The following is a 21722-nucleotide window of genomic DNA, read 5'->3' as shown; positions in this document are numbered from 1 at the left end:
TCGGCCGGTGACGGCCAACACCCGCGACCGAATCCTGGACGCCCTCGAATCCCTGCTCCTGGAAAAAGGCATGTCGCACGTGACGCTGGAGAGCGTCGCGGCGCAGGCCGGCGTCTCCAAGGGCGGGCTGCTCTATCACTTCAAGAGCAAGGACGCGCTGCTCGCCGGGCTGGTCCGCAGACTCACCGACCGCGCGGAGCAGCAGCTGAAAGACCACCTCGACCGTGGCCAATCCGTCGCGAGCTGGTACCTGCAGACCCCGAACACCGACAATGCCGCCGACGCGGTGGAGTTGGAGATCTACCGCTCGATGCTGGCGACCATGCGCACCATCGACGCCGCGGCCGATACCGAGGTCGACGAGGTGCAGCAAGCGCTGATGGAGATGATGGACTCCTGGTCGGACGGCTTGGACCAGGAGATCGACGATCCCGTGCAGGCGGACATCATCCGGCTGGTCGGCGACGGCGTATACCTGCGGGCCCTGCTCGGTCTGCCGCAGATCGAACCGGCCCGCTACCGCCAGGTCGTGGCCCGTCTGCTGGCCAAGCGCGTCGCGACGAACTCGACCTCGTAGGGCTTGCGCGGCGGCAAATCAGGCACGCGGCGCGCGCATCAGGCCCGAAGCCGGCGGCCCGCGTAACCACGTAGGGCCTGCGCGGGCCGCAAATCCGGTACCGCCCGTTAGACTCGGCCCGTGCTACCAGCCGCCGACCCGGCCGGTGCCGTCGGGGCGGGAGACGATCCGGTACCAGGGTCCCCTGGAACGACGGTGCCGATCCGTCCGATGACCTTTCGCGAACTGCTGGACGTGCCGTTCGCGCTGATCCAGGCGAACCTGCGCGCACTGGCCTGGTCGAGCGCGCTGGCCTTGGTCACCGCCGAGCTCGTGGTCGTCGCGGTCACCGCGGGCGTCGCGAAGCTGAGCGACGATTCGGACAACGCGATCGCCTGGGCGGCGGTCCTGTCGACGATGGCCTGCGCGTGGCTGCTGCGGTTCGTGCTGCGCGGCGTGACCGTCGCGATCGGGCTGGCCGGGGTGTCCGGCGCCTCGATCGGCTGGCGCACGGCGTTGCGCAGGGTCGGTGCGGCGGCCGGGCCGTTGCTGGTTTTCCAGGTGCTCTACACCCTCGTCGCGGTCGGCGTGCTCGCACTGTCCAGCCTGCTGATCATCACCTTTCCGTTCGGTGTGATCTGGCTGGGCTGGTTGCGGGCCAAGCGTTTCGTCGCGGTCCCGGTCATGTTCGTCGAACAGGCTTCGCACCGGGCGGCCGTCGCGCGCGCGAAAGTGCTTGTCGCCGGGGCCGAATGGCAGACGGTCGGCCTGTGGCTGGTGCAGCGCTGCCTGCTCGTGCTGTTGTCCGTGCCGCTGCTGGGGATTCCGTTTTATCTCTCGGATTTCTCCGGCACCCATCGATGGCCGGTGATCGTGCTGCTCACCAGCGGCGCGCTGCTGATCGTCGCGTTCGGTGAGGTCGCCGAGGCGGCCACCCGGGTGGTGTCCTACGTCGACCGCCGCTGCCGCCGTGAGGGTTTGGATATTCACATCCCGGGTCAGGTGCGATGAACGAGCACAACCCGGCCGAGCCGCCGAGCCCACCGCGCCTCGGCGCCGCGGCCGAGCACCGCGCGGCCGCCGAAAACGCCGCACAGCACCGCGATTTCGACAACGCGCTACGCGAACGCTTCCGCGCCGTGCTGCGCGGACTGGAGCAGCGCGGCGTGCTCGAGGTGCGCCGGTCCCGGACCGCGCGGGAGACCGCCGACGATGTGACGACCGCGCTGCCGCTCGACGTGGCTGCCGAAATCGACCCGGCCGCACACAGTTTCGACGAGGTCGTCTACGGCGGCCGGCGCGCGACCGAGGACGAGTACCGCCGGCTCGAATACGCCGACCGGTTCTCCGCGGCGGCACCGCCGCCGGTCGCGGAACCCACCGAAATCACCGCTACCGAGAAGGCACCGCGCACCCGCAGGACACTGCCACCGCTGCCGGACCTGTTGCGCAACCCCAAGTTCTGGGCCGCCCTGGCCGGCGCGGCCGCCCTGCTGCTCCTGCTCTATGCCGCGCTGCAGTCATGTGGTGCGCCGAACGCGCCGCAGCAACCACCGGACATCCCGCGCAGCAGGCCACCGCACGATTCCGGCGGCTCCGGCTTCGGCACCGGCGACGACGCGATCTGGGATCGGCTGCCCGCGCCGGTCTTCTTCGGCGGGCTGCAATTCCTGATCGCCGCCGCCCTGGTGGTGTGGTGGCGGGCGCGCCGCCGCGGCGCGCTGGTGCGCGAACCGCGGCCGGTCGAGGTCGCGGCGAACGAGCTGCTCGCCGGGCAGGCCGGGCTGTATCGGCGCTCGAAGGACCACGATCACGTCGCAGCCAAGTTGCGCGCGGCCACCCTGCGCCGCATCCGCCCGACGCTCGGGATGACCGCGGACACCCCGCCGGACCGGGTGGTCACCGCGGTGGCGGCCCGGATCGGCGCGGATCCGAACCAGATCGGGCTCGCCCTGTTCGGCGCGGTGCCCGACCCGGAAACCCTGGAACTCGTTGCCACCCAACTCGAGTGGATCGAAGCGGAGGTCGGATGAGACGCCGACTCCCATGCCGCAGCACTCATCCCATCGACGGGGCGGGCACCCCCGCATGACACTGGAGGTCGGATGACCATCCCCACGACGGACACCAACCACACCCCCACCGCCGAGGAGGCCGGTGCGGCGTTCGCGGCGTTGCGCGCCGAGATCGGCAAGGCGGTGGTCGGCAACGACAACGCGATCATGTTCCTGGTGCTCGCGCTGCTGTGCCGCGGCCACGTGCTGCTCGAAGGCGTACCCGGCGTGGCGAAGACGCTGCTGGTGCGGGCCTTGGCGACGGCGCTGGAGCTCGACCATGCCAGGGTGCAGTTCACCCCGGACCTGATGCCCGGCGACGTCACCGGCTCGCAGATCTACGACCCGCACTCGGCCGAGTTCACCTTCCGGCACGGCCCGGTCTTCACCAACCTGCTGCTGGCCGACGAAATCAACCGCACGCCACCGAAAACCCAGTCGGCGCTGCTGGAATCGATGGAGGAGCGCCAGGTTTCGGTCGACGGCCGGCCGCGGCCGCTGCCCGATCCGTTCGTGGTGATCGCCACCCAGAACCCGATCGAACAGGAGGGCACCTATCCGCTGCCGGAGGCGCAGCTGGACCGGTTCCTGTTCAAGGTCGACATCCAATTGCCCGGCCGCGACGACGAATTCCGCATTCTGCAGCGGCACGCGGCGGGCTTCGATCCGCGCGACCTGGCCGCGGCCGGTCTGCGTCCGGTGGCGGGGCCCGCGCACATCCTGGCCGGGCGGGCCGCGATCGCCAAGGTGACGATCAGTCCCGAGGTGCTGGCCTACATGGTCGACGTATGCCGGGCCACCCGCATGTCCCCCGCCGTGCAGCACGGCGCCTCCACCCGCGGCGCGACCGCGCTGATGGCGGCCGCACGCGCGTTCGCGTGGTTGAACGGGCGCACATTCGTGACCCCGGACGACGTCAAAGCCCTTGCCGTCGCGGTACTTCGGCATCGGCTGCAGCTGCGGCCCGAGGCGGAGCTGGACGGGGTGACCACCGAGAGTGTCATGTCGTCGCTGCTGCTCTCGGTCCCGGTTCCGGTGTAGTCCGTGGTCGTCACCGGTCGGCTGGCCGCCGCGGCGGGCGTCCTCGCGCTGCTCGTCACCTTCGTCGTTCCGTCGTTGCTCGGCGTGCTGGTCGCGACGGGCCTGCTGGCCGCCGCCCTACTGTTCGACCTCGGCTCGGTCGGCCGCGCCCGCGATCTCACCCTGTCCAGGGAGCCGCTGACCGTAGTCCGGCTCGGCCGGGCCACCGAGGTGGAGCTCGTCGCGGTGAACAACGGTACCCGCACTCTGCGCGGCACCGTGTGGGACGACTGGCCCGACAGCGCTCGCTCCGAAAACCGCACGCACCCACTGGATCTGGCGCCGGCCACGCTGGTCCGCTTCCGCACCACGCTCACCCCGACCTATCGTGGCGACCGGGTGGCGGGCCAGGTGACCGTGCGACTGATCGGCCCGCTCGGCCTGGCGGGCAGGCAGACCCGCCGCCGCGTCCCGGCCCGCGTGCGCGCACTGCCGCCGTTCCGCGGCGAGCGCCTGCTGCGCTCGAAAGTCAAACGACTGCAACAACTCGAGGGCCGCAATGTGGCCAACCTGCGCGGGCAGGGCACCGAGTTCGACTCGTTCCGCGAATACGTCGCGGGCGACGACGTGCGCGGCATCGACTGGCGCGCCACCGCCCGCGCCACCGACGTGCTGGTGCGCACCTGGCGACCGGAACGGCACCGGCACATGCTGATGCTGCTGGACACCGGCCGGATCAGCGCGGGCCGGGTCGGCGACGGCACCCGCCTGGACGCCGGCATCGAGGCCGCGCTGCTGCTCGGCGGGCTCGCCGCCGCCGCGGGCGACTCGGTCGACCTGCTCGCCTTCGACCGCGCGCCCCGCGCCGAGGTGCGCGGCATCAGCGGAAAAGGCTTGCAGCTCAAGCTGATGCACGCGATGGCGGGCATCACCCCGGCCCTCGTCGACACCGACAGCGCGGGCCTGGTGCGCGCCGCCATCCAGCGCACCCGCCGCCGCAGCCTGGTCGTCTGGTTCACCAGCCTCGACGGTGCCGCCGTCGAGGAAAACCTGCTCCCGGTGCTACCCACCCTCGCCCAGCGCCACCGCGTGCTCATCGTCTCGGTCACCGATCCCGACGTCGCGGCGGCCGCGACCCGCCGCAGCACCCGCGCCGACCTCTACCCCGCGGCCGCCGCCGAATCCATCCTCGCCGAACGCGCCCTGGTGCAGGAGTCACTGCGCCGCAAGGGAATTGCGGTGGTCGCCGCCTCACCCGAGCACCTCGCCGAGGCCCTCGCCGACGAATACCTGGAGCTCAAACGGTCCGGCACGATGTAGCCCGCCCGGCAACCGGCGGCGCATCATGTACCCATGTCTGATCTCGCCGCGTTTGTCCGTGGACTGCCCAAGGCCGAGCTGCACCTGCATCTGGAGGGGACGCTGGAGCCGGAGTTGAAGTTCCGGCTGGCCGAGCGCAACGGGATCGAGCTGGCCGAGCAGACGGTGGACGAGGTCAAGCAGACCTACCAGTTCCACGATCTGACCTCGTTCCTACAGGTCTACTACCCGGCCATGCGGGTGCTGCTGGCACCGGCGGACTTTCACGATCTGGCGTTCGACTACCTGACCAGGGCCCACGCCCAGGGCATTCGGCACGTCGAGATGTTCTTCGACCCGCAGGCGCACACCGGGCGCGGTGTCCCGTTCGCCACCGTGATCGACGGATACCGGTCGGCGATCGTGCGGGCGCGACGCGAGTTCGGGATCTCGGCCGAGCTGATCCTGTGCTTCCTGCGCGACTACTCCGCCGAGTACGCGATGGCGACGCTGCTGGAGGCGCTGCCGTACCGCGACTGGATCATCGGCGTCGGGCTCGACTCGGACGAGCGCGGCAATCCGCCGAGCAAGTTCGCGGCCGTCTTCGCCCGGGCCCGCCGCGAGGGCTTCCTGCTGACCATGCACTGCGATATCGATCAGCAGGACGCGATCGAGCACATCCGGCAGGCCCTGGAGGACATCGGCGTCGATCGGCTCGACCACGGCACCAACATCGTCGAGGACGATCGGCTGGTCGAGCTGGCCAAGGGCAAGGGCATCGCGCTGACCTGCTGTCCGGTCTCGAATTCGTTCGTCACCAGCCGGATGAAATCCGACGAGATCGTCGGGCTGCTCGACCGCGGCCTCACCGTCACGATCAACAGCGACGATCCCGCCTACTTCGGCGCGTACGCGGCGGACAACTACGTCGCGCTCGCCGAGCACGCGGGTCTCGCCGTCGAGCAATTGGTGGAGCTGGCGAAGAACTCGTTCCGCGGCTCCTGGATCACCCCGGCGCGGCTGGACGGGTTCCTGCGCGAGATCGACGACTACGTCGCGGCCAACCGGTAACTACGGACCGACGCGGAGCGGCACCGGCGCGAACACCGGGAACATCGGCGGCGGCAGCACCCGGCGTTGCCGCTCGGCGATCACCGCACCGAGGATCTGCAACGGCGGATACCCGGTCGGCACCGGCACCTGCAGCCGCTCACACACCGCGCCCACCAGCGCGGTGCCCAACTCGTGCTGCACGACGGGTGTCAGGGTGCGGAACCGGCTCAGATACTGCCGCACCGCGAGCGCCAGCTCGTCCGGCAGCATGGCCAGCGGCAGCGGCACCGCCCAGCCCGCGAGCCACGGCGGCGCCACCGCGAGCAGCGGCGCGGGCAGCGGCCGCTGGGCGTGCACCACCACAGTGCCCGCGAGCACGTCACCGACCCGCCGCGCGTTCGGCGAGCAGATCGACGTCACCACCGCGACCGCACCGAACGCGCCGAGCATCCAGAAGTCCACGATCGCACCGGCCAGCCCGCGGGTGAGCGCGTGCCGGAAGTCGATCGGGCCGCCGTCCGCGCGCACCACCCGCAACCCGAGCACCAACTTGCCCAGCGTCCGCCCGCGCGAGGCGGTTTCGCAGGCCACCGGGTAGCCGACCAGCACCCCGACGATGGTGACCAGCACGGCAACGTCCAGCCACGCCGTGTCCGCCCCGCTGGGCAGCAACACGCTCACCGCAAGAACGAAGAGGGTCGCGGCCAGCATGAACTGCAGCACCACGTCGATGAGGAACGCGGTGGCCCTGGTGGGGAGCCGGGCGATCGGCAGCTCTAGCGCGACCGCTTCGCCGGTGGTGAATTCAGCCATGTCGATAGCATTCTTCCGACCGGCGGTAGTGGGAGGCAAGCCTGTGGATGTCGACGCGTACAGCTACGCACACCGGAGGGCGTGGGAACGGCTGGATTATCTGGCCAAACGGCGCACGCTCACCGGGGCCGAGGCGGACGAACTCGTCACGCTGTACCGGCGCACGTCGCAGCAGCTGGCCCGGCTGCAATCGCACAGCCCCGATCCGGAGCTGATCGCCGGGTTGAGCGCGCTGCTGGCCAGGGCGCGCGGGCGGGTGATCGGCAGCCGGGGCGACACCTGGCAGGAGATCGGCCGGTTCTTCACGCACCGCTTCCCGGCCGCCCTGTATCGGACCTGGCCGTGGTGGGTCAGCGTGGCCGCGGTGTTCCTGCTGGTGTCCGCCGGGCTGGCGATCTGGGTGGCCCGATTCGATTCGGCGCGTACGGTTCTCGGCATTTCGTCGGACACCGGGGAACTGACCGAACGCGGCGGCGCCTTCGAGTCCTATTACTCCGAGCATCCGCAGGGTGCGTTCGCCGCGCAGGTGTGGACGAACAATGCCTGGGTGACGGCGATCGCGCTGTTCACCGGGGTACTGATCCTGCCCGCGGTGTATCTGCTGTTCATGAACGCGCTCAATCTGGGCGTCTCCGCCGGGCTGATGGCGGATGCGGGACGGTTGGATTCGTTCTTCGGGTTCATCCTGCCGCACGGCACGCTCGAGCTGACCGCGATCTTCGTCGCGGGCGGGGCCGGGCTGAAACTCGGCTGGACACTGATTGATCCGGGCCGGCTGAGCCGATTGGAGGCGGTGGCGCGGCAGGGCAGGGCGACCGCGACGGTGGCGCTCGGGTTGGTCGGCGTGCTGCTGGTGTGTGGCTGCATCGAGGGATTCGTGACGCCGAGCGCGCTGCCCGCGCCGGTACGCATCGCGATCGGGTTTCTAGCGGAGGCGTTGTTCCTGGTCTACGTGTTCGGGGTGGGTCGCCGGGTGGTGCTCGCGAAGGCGGCGGCGGCGCCGGATGAGGCGAGCGACGGCGGACAGACAACCTCGAGCACACACTGAGCGAAGTGGGTTCGGACACTCGACAGCAACGCCGCGTCACGGATCGGTTTCGATGTCCCCCAATTGAGTTCCGCTGGCCGCAGCGAGTCATGCTCAGCTGCGGCCAGCGTTACCGTCGACTCTACACAATCGTTATCCCTACGCAACCCTCTTCGCCCGTGTCAAGCGTATAAAGCAGCACGCCAGCAAACCCTTGTGAGGGCATGGTTTTTCACTGATCCAGCTAACTTACAGCTGTCGGTTGTGGAACGTTCGAAACGGTCGAAAAGTAGTCGATCGCGCGAATCCGCTGGTCCGGCCGTATCCGGTTCGTGGCGATACAAACATCGTTCGAACGATTTGCTGCGCACCCGACATAGATCTCTCCATGGCACCTACGCAGGGCAACGACCTGCGCCTTCACTGCCGATAAACGCGATAGCTGGACGCTGGATGAACAGAAAGCGACCATAGGTTTGTTTAAGGCGTTATTAACCCGATACATGCCAGGTTGAACTGCTTGTGGACATGCATGTGTCGTGACAAGATCAGGAATAACCAGGCACGAAAAGGCGACGGCATGTCCGATTCGCCGGAGCCCATTCAGCACCTCGACCGCAACCTCTAGGTGGAGTGTGATCTTCGCCTCACTGACGGCTCGAACCGTGGCGAATGCGGCGAAATCGACACTGCGGCAAGCTTTCCCCAGTTGGGACACACCGGCGCAACACGCCGAAAGACGCACGGGCGGCGCCGTCGTATCCCCAGACAGATGCCGTATGACCGTTTCGCTCCGCCCGGCTATACACAGCGTCCAACGGCCGCAACCCGCGTTCACGCACCATCCGCCGTTGGTGCACAGGCTGGGAGTCACGAACCCTCCACCGCTGTGGACAGGATCCACACCTATCGCAGCCGTTCCGCGAGTCACCCATCGATCCGATCGATGTCCACACCCGCCCACTGCTGCGTCATCCACAAAGACGGCGCTGTCTCAACAGCTTTCGCGCACAGCTCGCCGCACCCGTCCATACCGTCATGCACAGCCGTCACCCAGGCGCTTCGGAGTCGATTGCGCCGCAACGCTCGAGGTCAGGCAGGGAACGCGAAGGTGAACGGCGTTCGGCCATCCCGAAACAACACACAGCACCATCCACAGCCAGAATTCGACTCCGCCAAACCTCGTGCGGCGCAATATCGCGCCCAGAAGGCGCTAGAACACGGGTGGGTGTCCATCGATGCTCCTCGAGCTGCGCACAGATTTATCCACAGGTGTAATTACCGGCACTCGGCATGTGCATAAACCCGTGAACTCGGCTGAGCGGCACCGGTATCCACAGCTGACAAGGCGTGCGGACGACGCGCTCAGCCGACGCGCAGAATCCCGGTAACCGTGCCCTGCAACACCTGTCGGTCATGGGTGAGCAACGGCGACGTCTGCAGCGGATCGTCGACGATGGTGCCGGGCAACGGATGGCTGCCGGTCACCGCGCCGGTCTCCGGATCGAGCACGGTGAACGCGTAACCATCCAGCGGCGTGGTGCTGTCCGGCCCGAGCCGCGTCACTGTGTACACAGCACCATCGGCTGTGGACAAGTGGGGAACCGCCGCACTGCGCACCGTGTTCTCCCATACCGTGTGACAACCGTTGTCGTCCACATCAACCCGGGTCATGCCGCCGGTGAACGCCGCGGTCGGCGGCACGGCCGGTCCCGCGCCCGCGGGCACCGCCGGATAGGGATAGCCGTAGGTACTCGCGACGAACAGCGAGCGGCCGATGCCGACCGGTGAATTCTCGCTCCCCGCACCGCCCTTCGTCAGTACCGGCTGCGAGCACACCAATTGTCCGCTTCCGGAACGGAATACCAGCGCGTTGACCTGCCCGTCGGCATTGTCGACGATGGTCAGATAGTCGGCGCCGGTGTTCGGCCCGAAGTAGGTGGGGGTCGAGCCGGTGCCCCAGCTCAACTGTCCCGGCTTGCGGGCCGAGCCGCGTGCGTAGGGTGCGCGCCAGAGCACCTCGGGGCGACCCGACGAGCCGGCCCGCAGTTCGTACAGCGCGTGTGTGGTCGCGACCGCGATCCGCCCGCTCGGTGCCGCCGAAATGCTGTTGGCCACTTGCTCATCGGCGGGCAACGTCACTGTGACCGCCGCCCCGGACGGTGCGACCAGACCGACAATGCCGTTGCCGGTGGCGAACCAGACATTGCCCGCCCAATCCGGCACCAGCCCGGTCACGTTGTCCCCCACCGGAATCACCGCCGACAGGTCGGCCACCTGCTCACTCGCCAGCTGCCACGCGCCCGCCGCGTCACGGGCATGACCGACCCGAAGCAATCGATTGTCGCCGTCCACCACCACGAGCCGATCGTGGTTGTCCAGATACGCGTAGACCCCGCCGAGCAGACTGCCTTTGGTCAGCGGCAGCGCGGCCAGCGAGTGCCCGATCGGTCCGGGAGCCGCAGGATCGATCAGTTGCACCGTCGGCGCCTGACCAACAATGGCCGTGCACAAGGCGACCACCAGTTTGTCCGAGCCCTCCAGCAGCGTCGGGCACGCCGCAGCGAGCGGATAGGCGGAGACCGACACCGGACCCGCGCCGGGCCCGGTCAGCGGAGTGGCGTCCGACGAGCCCGCGTCCCCATGCATCGTCGAGGTGCCGAGCGGGCCGAGATACGGATTGGGCGGCGCCAGCGGCCCCCACTGGCCGGTCGCTGTGGCGGGGCCCGCGGTCAGCAGCGCCATCGAACAGGCGGCGAGGAGGATCAATGGTGCGCGCATCACGGTCTTTCGGGTCGAGAACACAGCATTCGATCGAACCGAACCGAACGCCATCGGCACAGTATTCGAAACGTCTGTGATCCAAATTCCGGCGGGCTCGGTAGCCGGAAGTCGATCATCGGCAGCACGAGCGGCGGTGTGCCTACGATGGCGCCATGAACGGTGTGCGCGCCCGCTTGTTGTCCACCCTGGCCGGTCAGCTCGGCAATCCACACGGCGTGCTCGGCAAGGGCGTTGCGTTCATGCTCAACCGCGGCAACAAACGCGCCATCGACGGCGCGGTAACCGCCGCCGCGATCACCGCCGGCCAGACCGTCGCCGACCTCGGATTCGGCGGCGGCGCAGGACTTTCCCTGCTGCTCGCACGTGTCGGCGCCGACGGCGTCGTGCACGGCATCGAACTCTCCCCCGACATGCTCGCCCGCGCCCGCTCCGGCTACCCGCGCGACATCGCCTCGAGCCGACTGCGACTCGCCGAGGGCTCGCTCACCGCATTGCCGCTCACCGACGACAGCCTGGACGCCGCGATCACGGTCAACACCCTCTACTTCGTCCCCGATCTGGACGCGGTCTGCGCCGAGCTGGCCCGCGTGGTCCGGCCCGGCGGCCGGGTGGTGATCGGCATCGGCGACCCGGACACCATGGCGAAGCTGCCGTTCACGCCCTACGGCTTCACGCTGCGCCCAGTCGCCGACGTCATTGCCGCACTGGAGAAGTCGGGCTGCGCCGTGACCCACGAGCAGCTCCCGCATCCGCCGATCCCGCACCATCTGCTGATCGCCACGCCTGGGTGACTACATCAACGCGCCGCCGTCGATCCGGATCTCGGTGCCGGTCATGTAGCGGCCGTCGTCCGAGGCGACCATCGCGACCACACCCGCGATGTCCTCCGGACTTCCGAGCGCGCCGCCGTTGAGCCAGCCGGTCATCCGGGCGAACAGCTTCGGATCGAAGCCTTCCGGCTGATCCCGGATCGATTTCGTGGTGATGCCGCTGGTGATGCCGGCGGGCACGATGTTCACCGCGCGCAGGCCCTGCTTGGCGTACTCCAACGCGATCGCGTGGGTGAAGGCATTGACGCCGCCCTTCGAGGCCGCATAGGCCGCGAGGTAGGGGGCGGCGCTGAACGCCGCGGTCGAGGAGATGTTCACCACGACGCCGTGCCCGGATTCCACCAGCGCGGGCAGCGCGGCCTGCGTCATCAGGAAGGTGCCGGTCAGGTTCACCCCGATCACCTGGTTCCACGCCGCTAGGGGCATCTCGTGCGTGCGGGCCGGGCGCAGGATGCCCGCGCCGTTCACCAGCACGTCGAGTCCGCCGAGGAAGTCGAGCGCCGTCGCGGTCGCCGCGCGCACCGAGTCCGGCTCGGCCACGTTCACCGCGACCGTCCGCAATCGCGCGGCGGCGTCGCCCGCCTTCTCCGCCGTGGCCGCCAGCCCCGGCTCGTCGATATCGGCGGCGACCAGCTGGGCCCCCTCGTCCAGCAGCCGCAGGGCGATGCCCTGTCCGATGCCGGAGCCTGCTCCCGTCACCACCACGCGGCGGCCGTCATATCTGCGCATGCCAAGAATTAGAACAGGTTCTCATTGTCAGTCAAGGCACTTCCGGCAGCTCATTTCCGGAACGCGGAATTGAAACACGTTCTAGTGTGAGCGGATGTCGAACGACGCGTTCCAACCAGCCAGGCTCGGGCCGGTTCAGCTGCGCAACCGCATCATCAAGGCCGCGACGTTCGAAGGACGCACGCCCGACGCCCTGGTCACCGACGAGCTCATCGACTTCCATCGCGGCGTCGCGGCGGGCGGTGCCGGGCTGACCACCGTCGCCTACTGCGCGGTCGCACCCGAGGGCCGGACCGACCGGCATCAGATCTGGATGCGCCCCGAGGCGGTGCCCGGCCTGCGGCGGCTCACCGACGCGGTGCACAGCGAAGGCGGTGCGGTCTCGGCGCAATTGGGCCATGCGGGCCCCGTCGCGAACGCGGCCTCCAACCGCGCGCCCGCGCTCGCGCCGAGCAGGCAGTTCAGCCCGATCAGCCTGCGACTCACTCAATCGGCGACCGCGGCCGACATCCGGCGGATCATCACCGCCCACGCGCGTGCCGCCCGGTTGGCGGTGGAATCCGGATTCGACGCGGTCGAACTGCATTTCGGGCACAACTATCTGATCAGCTCGTTCCTCAGTCCGGCGTTGAACAAGCGCACGGACGAGTACGGCGAAACCCTGGTCAATCGCGCGAAGCTGGCCAGGCAGACCGCGGACGCGGTGCGTCAGGAGGTCGGCGGCGAGATCGCGGTGCTGGCCAAGTTCAACATGGACGACGGCGTGCGCGGCGGGTTCGGCGGCGACGAAAGCCTTTCCGTCGCACGGTGGCTCGCGCAGGACGGCAACCTCGACGCCCTCGAACTCACCGTCGGCAGCTCACTGCGCAACCCGATGTACCTGTTCCGCGGCGACGTGCCGCTGCACGAGTTCGCCGACCAGTTCCCGACGCCGCAGCGCTGGGGCATTCGCCTGGCCGGCCGCCGATTCCTGCGCACCTACCCGTATCGCGAGATCTACCTGCTCGACGACGCGCTCCGTTTCCGCGCCGAACTCGGCCTGCCGCTGGTGCTGCTCGGCGGCATCGCCTCGCGCGCCGCGATCGACACCGCGATGTCGCACGGCTTCGAGTTCGTCGCGATGGCTCGCGCGCTGCTGCGCGATCCGGACTTGGTCAATCGAATGCGGGACGAGACAGCGACCGAGTCACTGTGTACCCACTGCAATCGCTGTATGCCGACAATCTATCGGGGCACGCATTGTGTATTGACTTCGCCGGTATCCGATTCGGCGGCAACGACTTAGACAGCGAGAAGGCCCGGTCCTGCTGGACCGGGCCTTCTTTCGGTGACTTCGACACCTGGCCGGGCTTCGTCAGCCTGGCGCCGAATACGCCACCCTCACCCGTCGATCAATTAGGCGGGTTTGGCTGCGGCCGCCGTCAACTCGGGACCGACTATCGACACCCATTCGTTCATCTCGGGGGAATCGTCCTTGGCGATTGCCACGACATCTTGCCTATTGCAGCCGCCGCCGATCGGGACACCGTCGAACCGCTCCTGCAGCCACTGATACGTTGCCGGCACGGACAGGAAGGCCTGCGAGTAAGCCTCACCGATTTGGAGCCGTCGGTAGGTGATTTGCCCATCGTTCTGGCAGTAGTTGTCCACCAGTCGGTCGGTCGCATAGGCGGGCATAATCCAGTCACCCATCGACTGGAAGATATAGGTCGGGCGGTCAGGAACCGAATTTCCCAGCTTGACCTGATCCAGAATCTTGCTCGGGAGCGGCTCACGCGTCATGTCGGGAGTATCGAACAGTCCCTTGATGTTCAGGTTCGGGAAGCTCGACACCGACCAGCCCTGGCACACATTGCTGTGCACGGTCCGCAGACCCTGCCCCAGCGGGTTCATGTGCTGATCCAGGTAGGACTGCAGTTCCGGGTACTCGCGGCTCAGACCGATGATGCCCGCGAACACGGTGCCTGCGGCCGGCCCGTTGTTCTGGTAGTCGACCAGGTCGCGCAGGTCCGACGCGGTGGAACCGGAGACGACACCGGCCACGTTGACGTCCGGCGCGTAGGACGCGCGCTGCTCGGCGGCGTGCATCGTCGGGATCGAGCCACCCGAGTCGCCCCACAGGCCGACCTTCGTGTCACGCCCCTGCTTCAGCTCCATCGGCTTGAAGTTCTCCGCCGCGCGGATACCGTCGAGGGTGATCCGGCCGGCCAGCGGGCCGGCGGCGAAGGCGGAGAGCAGGCCTTCGTGATCGGGGATGGAGACGCCCCAACCCTTGGTGACCGCGTAAAGGGCCATCGGCAGCATGAAGTTCGGGCCCATCGTGCCCGCGTAGTTCGGCGGAAGCGCCGAGAACTGGCTGACGTACGACGGCGCACAGTGTGCCGCGACCGCGTCCTCCGGGATCTGCACCGACACCAGGTTCGTCGGCGCTTTGCCGCGCGGCTTCATGACCGTGGTCACCGCGGCGATCGGCTCATCCCGGCTGTTGTTCGACCGGTAGGACAGCTGCCATGCGTCGACATCGGGCTGAATGACCGACTGGAACGCGGGATGCACTTCGCGAGCGGCAATGATCTCGCCCGGCTGCTTGGCCGCGACCACTTCGCGCGGCGGGTTGAGAAAAACCTGATCTTCGGCAGGCATCGCCGGCGGAGTCAGGGCGGGCTGAATCGGCACATAGTCATCGGAGGCGCACGGGCAGGCCGAGGCAAAGCCGATAGCCGCCACTTGAATCACGGCCGCAGCACCCGCGGCCAACATCGTTGCCCGCCCATATCGGCGGTGCCGTGTTTTGAACATGTTCATACCTGATCCTTCAGCTGAGGGAGAGGTGCATGACAAAGCCGTAACCAGGAGCAGCGGCACCAAATCCCCGACGAATGCAGGCATTAGCGAAGTGACCACTCCGGTGTGAGCCGCCGCAATCGTAGATGAACATTTGAATAATCCAACGCGAAACGCGAGGAAGACCAAATTTAATTGCCCTCACCTCCCCCAACCCCCTTCTGACGCAACCCCAATCAACTTCCGCCCGAGACCTTTCCACCCGACTCCCGGCCCGAAATGTCCGATCCGATAACACCCTCGCCATCGTGAATCGACACCGTTTCACCAATTGAGAACATCAATGTACACAATCCCCAAATCCCGAAAAAACCCCAACTGGGCGGATTTCGCACTATGCACACCTTGTGGATATCGATAGTTGTGCACAGCTTGTGGATATAACCCCGCACCCCCAACGCCGAGAAATCAACTCCACCAACCCGAGTCACGAAGCAAGCCACGAGTCCCCCTGTCCCCCAAACAGAAAACGCAACCAATCACCCCCCAACCACGCGCCGTCGCCCTGCGTCCGACTTGTCGCCGAGGTCGTAAGCCACAGCGGCAACTGTCTCCTGATGGTCATCGCGTTACGGCCGAAGGGTGCTCCGGCCGGGGCAGGACATCGGCGACGGCGAACCTTGATGAACAAGACAGGAGTCTTACGCGCAGCAACCACCCTCCGGAGCGCAGCGTCCCCGCGAAGACACCATCCGCCAAACGCATCGGTACGCGGCAAGCGGCGTCGCGTACCGATGCGTGAACCAGTTCGGGTCTACCCGTCGGAGGGTGTGCCCTTGCTCGCCGATCGCGGTTTACGAGGACAACCTAACGAGGCTGCGTCCAACTGGGGTTGCGACCGGTGAAGGCGACCAGCCGGTCCAGTGGTGGCACGTCGGGATCGACAACGACCTCAGCGCCGAAGGGCATGCCAGGACCGCGGTATTCCGGCTGGATCACGCCTTTGATAACGGCATAAGCATGCTCGCAGGTTTGCGGGCTCGGGTTCCACGGCCGGCCGGTGGCGCGGGCCAGGTCCCAACCGTGGCCGAGCGCTTCGAACAGCAGCAGGTCGATGACCTGGGAGCCAGGGTAGGTGCCGCCTATCAGCGGAACGTTTACCTGTGCTGTCGCGACGCCGGCGGCAAGGGCCGACTGGAGCGTGGCGGCGAGGTGCGTGATCACAGCGTCGGGGTCGTCGGGGCCGGTGAACGCGGACGGATCGGGCCGGTCGGTGCCGGCGGGGTCGGTAAGGGCGGCGTCGAAGTAGGTAAGCCAGGCGAGCAGGTGGCGGCGCAACGTGATCACGTCGAAGTCGTCACACGGCGTAGGCAGCTTGTCCTGCTCGGCAGGGATGTCGGCAGCTAGGCGCGCCAAGTCTTCGAGAACCGGGTAGATCATGGATGACCCTTCTGATAGGTGGGTATATTGAGTATAACCATCCATCAAAGCAATGGTTCGGTCAGGGCCTACAGTCAGGGGGTGGACGCACGAGGAGCCGGCCGGCGGGCCGAGTACGCAGCAGCGACCCGGCAAGCGATCCTGCTGGCGGCACGGGAGTTGTTCATCGATCAGGGCTATTTCGCCACCAGGGTGGAGGACATCGCCAGCGCGGCGCGGGTAGCGGTGCCGACCGTCTATGCAGCGGTCGGCGGCAAGAGCGGCCTGCTGCACACGCTCATCGAGGAGGGGGTGCGTGCGGCGGAGGCCGGCGGAATTCATGAGCGGATCGCTGCGCAAACCGACCCTGACGCGCTGCTGCGCATGCTCGTGGACGGCACCCGAAGCGAGTTCGAGCTTTGGTCGCCGATCATGCGTCAGGCGACCGCTGTGGCACCCCAGGACGCTGCTGTACGGAAGACCGTCGAGACGGCACACGAGAGCCTGCGCAAAGGACTGCGAGCTACCGCGGCGCGACTCGGAGAATTGAGTGCGTTGCGTGCCGATATCACCGTGGACGAGGCCGCGGATGTGCTGTGGTATTTCCTCGGCAATGCGTCCTACTTCACGCTGACCGACGACTGTCGATGGCCACTCGATCGCTGTGCGGACTGGCTGTACCAGGGTCTTACCGCCGCACTGCTCAGCAAGTGAGACACTCAGCCGCTCACCGGTCACCCGGGCTTGGGCTAACTGAGCGAGGGCAGGCGGCGGGCAGGTGACGCCACGAAGTCCGCTGCCCAATGCCATGACGGCCTCCGGTTAAGGTCCTGCCGATCTCCGCAGCCGGCCCGGAAAGGTGTGCCGCTGCGGCATCATGCGCCGGGAATGGCCATGCGGCGGCGTGCATCGGCCAGCAGATTCTGGACGGCGGCACGGAAGAGGTCGGGTAGCGGCTCGATGAAGGTGGTGTGCCCGAATGCCTCCAAAGCGATCAGGCCGTGGATATGTGCCCATACGCTGACGAATAGGGCCGCCGCAGAGGGCGGAAGTGCTTCCAGTGCTTCAGGGGGCAGCCCGCGGAGGTGACCCTTCAGGGCTGGGCTGATCGGCGAGAAGTCCACGGTGGCCAACTGCTCAGGGCTGAGGCCGTGATAGAGCGCGTGGATAAAAAGGGGACCCAGACGGCGGGCAGCGGTGGTGGTGCGGCCGTCGACAGGAGCCTGGTATTGGCGCAGCGGTGTGCCGTAGAGCAGTTCAAATAGTCCTGGATTGTCGATGGCCCAGGTCCGGAATCCTTCCGCTGCGGCGACGAAGCGGTCGATGCCGGCGTCGTCGGCGCTGGCATGGTCGATCGCCGCCTCGATAAAGTCGGCCAACTCCGCGTACGCCTGCGTGATCAGCGCGGTGAGTAGGTCGGCGCGGCTCGGAAAGTAGTGGTAAAGGGCCTGGACCGTCATACCGAGGCTGCGAGCGACCGCACGCGCGGACAGCCCGGCCGGGCCCTGTTGGGCGACATGCTCCCGCGCGGTCTGAAGAATTTCCTGGGCGGCGGCAGCTCGTCGGCGGTCACGCAAGGGGGTAGGCACCAGCCGAACCTACTTGACGGTGTTAGAAAAATATATCCCTGTCAAAGCATGTTGTGTCACATCCGGGGTCTCGGACTGGCAGGGGCCGGTTTTCAAGTCGCCCTGAACCTCCACTGCCACTACGATTCTCGGCATCCGGCCTCGACGCCGCGATGCCGACGTGCGAATCTGCACCGTGCCGATGCCGATCCCGGCGTGCCAGGCAGTCGGAGTTCTCATCAGATGAAATAGCGGTCGGTTTAGCAATCGCCGAAAAACCAACGGATATGGCGTAGTCCCCGGTCAGGGATGGGTGCGGCGTTGAGGGTTCCGGCGGCGACATGTCTTCTGGGGGTGGTGAGCCGAATACGTCGGAAAGGGGACGCTGCTGACGTGACCGCATCCATACCCGCCGGCACTCTTTAGGGCTGTGGGGTGCTCGGCTCTGGGGTGAAGGGGTGTTGCTTGGCTGCTTCGGTCAGTCGTGCGAGGAATTCTGCGACGTTCTCCAGCTGATCTTCTTCGTACTCGCGAAGTACTGCCGAGAGGGTCTGTTCGTGCGCGTCGAACATGGCTCCCACTCGCGTGAGCGCATCGGGGTCGGCTGTGACGAGGACCTTGCGTCGGTCTGCGGAGTCGCGTTCACGTCGGATGTAGCCGCGCTCTTCGAGTCGATCCAGCACCCCGGTGGTGGTGCCGGAGCTCAGGCCGGTGGCGCGGGCGATCTCGCCTGCGGTCCGAGCGCCCTCCAGCCCGAGGAGATTCAGGACCTCACTCTCTGTGCCACTGAGTCCGAGCGCCGACGACGCTTGGTGGCTGTAGACAACGGTGTGGATCGCGAGAAGTCGCAGTTCGCGGGCGATGCGTTGGGCGACGTCGTTGGCGGGCAGAGGCATAGGGGTTCCGCTCCCTTATACTTATTTCGGAAATCCGAGATACTTCGCTTGCCGAGATAAATGTAAGCTACATGGAGACGCTATGAACACAACCCAGCAGACCGATTCAGACGCCGATCTCTCAGCGATCCGCGCCATCTTTGGGGATCTGTCCGACACGTGGGACAGGGGTGACGCGGCCGGCTTTGCGGCGCTGTTCACCCAGGACGCGCAGTACACGACCAACTTCGGCCTCACCCTTCAGGGGCGAGCACAGATCGAACAAGGGCACCGACTCCTGTTCGAGAGCCCCCACCGCAGTGCGGAGCTGGTGCTCCTGTTCGGGGAAGAACCGCAGATCCGCCTCGTCCGCCCCGACGTGGCGATCGTGCTCATCGGCGGTGGGACCAGCGACGGTGGCGAGGTGTCCTTGCGCGAGAACGGCGCACGGTCCACCCTCACCTACGTGATACTCCGAGAGTCGGCCGGTTGGCTCATCAGCATGTTTCAGAACACCCGGCGCACACCGATGCCGGGCGCCGAAGACTGGTCCTCGCGCTTCGCGCTGCCAGCGTGAGGGTAGCCGCGCGGGTCAGCGGACGAGGCGGATCGCGCCTATGCGTTGTCGCTGGCCTCGAACCGCAGGAGTGGCACGTCGAACAGGTTCGCGTCGCGGACGCGGTTCAACTGCGGCTGGCGACCTCGACCACGAGCATCTCGGTGAGGAACTGTACGGTCGCGCTGAGCAGTGGCTGGTATGGCCAGTTGCGCTGTGGGCCTTCAGGCCGACGGTGACGTGAATGTGTGGATGTATCTGGTCTGCCGTCACGTCGTAGGCCAGCGTGCCGCCGCCGAACGCCTCGACGTTGTCGAGTTCGACCTTGGACCACACCGAGCGGCGGGGTTGTCGAGCTTCTCGCAGGTGCCGACGTGCGAGCCTGCACTGTGCCGATGCCAATCCCGGCGTGCCAGGCAGTCGGAGTTCTCATCAGATGAAATAGCGGTCGGTTCAGCAATCGCCGAGGAAACAACGAATATGGAAACAAAGCAGCTCAGCGGCGGCGGTCGCTCCCGGACCGAGCAGCGCGGTGAGATCACGCATCGCGTGCGGCGACGATGTGAAGTAGCGGCGCAGGTTCTCGGCCTTGCGATGATGCGGGGACTTCCCCCGTCGTTCGACATGAGCACCTTGGTCATCCCGCCGGGATCATGGCGAGGGAGGCCCGCCCCTCGATGCCTCACGACGCGGTCGGCGTGGTGTTGTGAGCCGCCTCCCAAAGTGGCAGCCGGAACGTTGCGTAGGTGTATTTGCCGGCGATGCGGCCGGCGTCGTCGAAGTGAAAGACATCGAGACCATGCCATTGCAGCCGCCCGCCATAACGGAGGCGGGCGAACCAGCGGAGCGCCGGCCTCGCCCGGCGTCCGTGAGCACCGGTCAGATCCAGCCGGCACGCCCAGCGAATGGTGGCTCGGCGACGCGCCTCGTCGATGATCTTGTCATAGACGTCGAAGGTCATTGACCCATAACGTCCAGCGAACTGCGGTGCGAACTCGGCCCGGATCGCTGCGAGTCCCCGGCGTTCCGGGCCTCGGCCGGGTAGGTATCGGGCGTCTTCCGCGAAGAACGACATGACCAGGTCGAGATCGGGGTCGTTGAAGGCGGCTACGAAGGCGTCGATGGTCTGGCCGAGATCGGGAGAACTGATGGACATGAGTGTCGTCGCTCCAGTGACAGTCGAGTTCGGATGATCGGAGAGTTGCTCGGACGCCGAACGCCATGGATCATGCGGTCAAGCAGTCAACTGCGACCGCAGTTCGGCTGAGTTGTGCAGCGCCGTCATCTGAACGAACCGGCCGTCGCGGACCCGGTAGATCGCATACTCCACGATCCGGAACGAAGCACCCGAGGGCGGTACGCCGAGCCACTCTTTCACCGGGGTGCCGGTATTGATCACTCGTACGGCGAGGCGGTCGCGATCGATCAGCATCTCGTCGAGTTCCCAGTGCAGGTCTGGGACCGCCTCGATGTCCTGGCGCTGCACCGCGATGACGTCATCCCGGGTTCCCGGCTCGCCGTTCAACGTCACCCGGTCGGCGATGAACTCATCCATCCCGTCGAGCCGATGCTCGTTGAGCTGCGCGAAGTAGCGCAGGTACCAGCTGCGCAGATCATCCTCGGTCATCGTCACCACGCCAGCGTGCCGTGCTCGTCGGTGAACGTGCCGGTCGGACCGCCCGGGAGTAGCGTGGCCAGGCGCACGACGGTGCGGGCGCTGTCCGCCGCCGGGCGCCCGATGCCGAACGCCGCGGTCATGTCCGTGGCGGTGGTCCCGGGCTCGACGGCGTTGAACTTGATGCCCGTGTGCGCCTTGGCGTACTGGACGGTGAGCATGGTCGCGGCCGCCTTGGACGCCGCATAAAGGGCTAGCGGCATGCCGAACTCGGGCCGGTCGGGATTGGTCACCGCCCAGAAGGACCCCATGCTGCTGGATAGCGTGACCACCGTCGGGTTCGCCGACTTGCGCAGCAGAGGCAACGCCGCCTCGGTCACCCGGACGATGCCGACCGCGTTGATGTCGAACACCCGCAGCGCGCTCGGTCCGTCGAGCGCCTCATTTCCCAGTACGCCCGCATTGTTCACCAGCACGTCGAGCCGGCCCTCGGCCCCGTCGATGGCCGTCAGTGCATCACGCACGGACGCGTCGTCGGTTACGTCAAGCTGTACGAGTCGCGCGCCTAGCTCAGCCGCCGCTTTCGTACCGCGCTCGGGGTCGCGGGCACCGATGTACACCGTGTGGCCCAGCGCTAGCAGCTGTCGGGCGGTCTCATAACCGATGCCCTTGTTCGCGCCGGTGATCAACGTGACGGTCACATCTTCTCCTGAGGGATTCGAGGGTGTCGCTGACTACAG

Annotated in this window: 21 protein-coding genes; 11 read left to right on the top strand and 10 right to left on the bottom strand. The window is 67.1% G+C overall.

Going from position 1 to position 21722, the window contains the following annotated elements; translation table 11 throughout:
* The first annotated feature begins 7 nt into the window (after positions 1 to 7).
* From ACFWF1_RS03345 to add, 6 genes are all read left to right on the top strand, one after another.
* Positions 8 to 577: a TetR/AcrR family transcriptional regulator gene (locus ACFWF1_RS03345; protein ID WP_379283110.1), complete on the top strand. Its 570-nt coding sequence runs from the start codon at positions 8 to 10 to the stop codon at positions 575 to 577.
* A 210-nt stretch (positions 578 to 787) separates the two neighbouring features.
* Positions 788 to 1567, top strand: a complete 780-nt coding sequence (locus ACFWF1_RS03340; protein WP_379283111.1) for a hypothetical protein — start codon at positions 788 to 790, stop codon at positions 1565 to 1567.
* Complete coding sequence (locus ACFWF1_RS03335; RefSeq protein WP_379283112.1) at positions 1564 to 2589, top strand: DUF4129 domain-containing protein; 1026 nt, start codon at positions 1564 to 1566, stop codon at positions 2587 to 2589. Before ACFWF1_RS03340 ends, ACFWF1_RS03335 begins: the two co-directional genes overlap by 4 nt.
* Before the next feature lie 72 nt (positions 2590 to 2661).
* Positions 2662 to 3651, top strand: a complete 990-nt coding sequence (locus ACFWF1_RS03330; protein ID WP_379283113.1) for an AAA family ATPase — start codon at positions 2662 to 2664, stop codon at positions 3649 to 3651.
* 3 nt (positions 3652 to 3654) lie between these two features.
* Entirely contained in the window at positions 3655 to 4950 is a 1296-nt protein-coding gene (locus tag ACFWF1_RS03325) for a DUF58 domain-containing protein (RefSeq protein ID WP_379283114.1), read from the top strand.
* 33 nt (positions 4951 to 4983) lie between these two features.
* Complete coding sequence (add, locus tag ACFWF1_RS03320; protein ID WP_379283115.1) at positions 4984 to 6000, top strand: adenosine deaminase; 1017 nt, start codon at positions 4984 to 4986, stop codon at positions 5998 to 6000.
* Here the strand turns inward: add and ACFWF1_RS03315 are convergent, their stop codons facing one another.
* Positions 6001 to 6795 (bottom strand): RDD family protein, encoded by a 795-nt coding sequence (locus tag ACFWF1_RS03315; protein ID WP_379283116.1) that lies wholly within the window; start codon positions 6793 to 6795, stop codon positions 6001 to 6003.
* A gap of 43 nt (positions 6796 to 6838) precedes the next feature.
* Between ACFWF1_RS03315 and ACFWF1_RS03310 the strand changes: the two genes are divergently transcribed.
* Positions 6839 to 7843 (top strand): stage II sporulation protein M, encoded by a 1005-nt coding sequence (locus ACFWF1_RS03310; protein WP_379283117.1) that lies wholly within the window; start codon positions 6839 to 6841, stop codon positions 7841 to 7843.
* 1344 nt (positions 7844 to 9187) lie between these two features.
* On the opposite strand, the gene ACFWF1_RS03305 is transcribed toward ACFWF1_RS03310, so the two are convergent.
* A complete protein-coding gene (locus ACFWF1_RS03305; protein WP_379283411.1) occupies positions 9188 to 10603 on the bottom strand; it encodes a hypothetical protein in 1416 nt (471 codons plus the stop codon).
* Between the two features lie 155 nt (positions 10604 to 10758).
* Here ACFWF1_RS03305 and ACFWF1_RS03300 point away from each other — a divergent pair, with 155 nt between their 5' ends.
* The gene (locus ACFWF1_RS03300) at positions 10759 to 11397 is read left to right on the top strand and encodes a class I SAM-dependent methyltransferase (protein ID WP_379283118.1); all 639 of its coding nucleotides are present in this window, start codon (positions 10759 to 10761) and stop codon (positions 11395 to 11397) included.
* On the opposite strand, the gene ACFWF1_RS03295 is transcribed toward ACFWF1_RS03300, so the two are convergent.
* Complete coding sequence (locus tag ACFWF1_RS03295; protein ID WP_379283119.1) at positions 11398 to 12165, bottom strand: SDR family NAD(P)-dependent oxidoreductase; 768 nt, start codon at positions 12163 to 12165, stop codon at positions 11398 to 11400.
* Between the two features lie 94 nt (positions 12166 to 12259).
* On the opposite strand from ACFWF1_RS03295, the gene ACFWF1_RS03290 reads away from it, so the two are divergent.
* Positions 12260 to 13450, top strand: coding sequence for an NADH:flavin oxidoreductase (locus ACFWF1_RS03290; RefSeq protein ID WP_379283120.1), 1191 nt, complete (start codon positions 12260 to 12262; stop codon positions 13448 to 13450).
* Between the two features lie 110 nt (positions 13451 to 13560).
* Here ACFWF1_RS03290 and ACFWF1_RS03285 read toward each other — a convergent pair whose 3' ends face one another.
* A complete protein-coding gene (locus ACFWF1_RS03285; RefSeq protein ID WP_379283122.1) occupies positions 13561 to 14970 on the bottom strand; it encodes a lipase family protein in 1410 nt (469 codons plus the stop codon).
* An 846-nt stretch (positions 14971 to 15816) separates the two neighbouring features.
* Entirely contained in the window at positions 15817 to 16389 is a 573-nt protein-coding gene (locus ACFWF1_RS03280; RefSeq protein WP_379283123.1) for a TIGR03086 family metal-binding protein, read from the bottom strand.
* An 81-nt stretch (positions 16390 to 16470) separates the two neighbouring features.
* On the opposite strand from ACFWF1_RS03280, the gene ACFWF1_RS03275 reads away from it, so the two are divergent.
* Positions 16471 to 17082 carry a TetR/AcrR family transcriptional regulator gene (locus ACFWF1_RS03275; protein ID WP_379283124.1) on the top strand — a complete coding sequence of 204 codons (612 nt, stop codon included), beginning with the start codon at positions 16471 to 16473 and terminating at the stop codon, positions 17080 to 17082.
* A 161-nt stretch (positions 17083 to 17243) separates the two neighbouring features.
* On the opposite strand, the gene ACFWF1_RS03270 is transcribed toward ACFWF1_RS03275, so the two are convergent.
* Both ACFWF1_RS03270 and ACFWF1_RS03265 read right to left on the bottom strand, forming a co-directional pair.
* Complete coding sequence (locus ACFWF1_RS03270; protein WP_379283125.1) at positions 17244 to 17957, bottom strand: TetR/AcrR family transcriptional regulator; 714 nt, start codon at positions 17955 to 17957, stop codon at positions 17244 to 17246.
* A 401-nt stretch (positions 17958 to 18358) separates the two neighbouring features.
* A complete protein-coding gene (locus tag ACFWF1_RS03265) occupies positions 18359 to 18832 on the bottom strand; it encodes a MarR family winged helix-turn-helix transcriptional regulator (RefSeq protein WP_379283126.1) in 474 nt (157 codons plus the stop codon).
* A gap of 82 nt (positions 18833 to 18914) precedes the next feature.
* Here ACFWF1_RS03265 and ACFWF1_RS03260 point away from each other — a divergent pair, with 82 nt between their 5' ends.
* Positions 18915 to 19388 (top strand): SgcJ/EcaC family oxidoreductase, encoded by a 474-nt coding sequence (locus ACFWF1_RS03260; RefSeq protein WP_379283128.1) that lies wholly within the window; start codon positions 18915 to 18917, stop codon positions 19386 to 19388.
* 661 nt (positions 19389 to 20049) lie between these two features.
* Here the strand turns inward: ACFWF1_RS03260 and ACFWF1_RS03255 are convergent.
* From ACFWF1_RS03255 to ACFWF1_RS03245, 3 genes are all read right to left on the bottom strand, one after another.
* Positions 20050 to 20523: a YybH family protein gene (locus ACFWF1_RS03255; protein WP_379283129.1), complete on the bottom strand. Its 474-nt coding sequence runs from the start codon at positions 20521 to 20523 to the stop codon at positions 20050 to 20052.
* Positions 20524 to 20601: 78 nt separating this feature from the next.
* Positions 20602 to 20994, bottom strand: coding sequence for an ester cyclase (locus ACFWF1_RS03250; protein WP_379283131.1), 393 nt, complete (start codon positions 20992 to 20994; stop codon positions 20602 to 20604).
* Between the two features lie 2 nt (positions 20995 to 20996).
* Positions 20997 to 21683: an SDR family NAD(P)-dependent oxidoreductase gene (locus ACFWF1_RS03245; protein ID WP_379283132.1), complete on the bottom strand. Its 687-nt coding sequence runs from the start codon at positions 21681 to 21683 to the stop codon at positions 20997 to 20999.
* Positions 21684 to 21722: the final 39 nt, after the last annotated feature.

This window comes from Nocardia sp. NPDC060255 (assembly GCF_042727395.1).
In the GTDB taxonomy this organism is placed as follows: Bacteria; Actinomycetota; Actinomycetes; order Mycobacteriales; family Mycobacteriaceae; genus Nocardia.
This window is presented reverse-complemented; position numbering and strand designations above follow the sequence as displayed.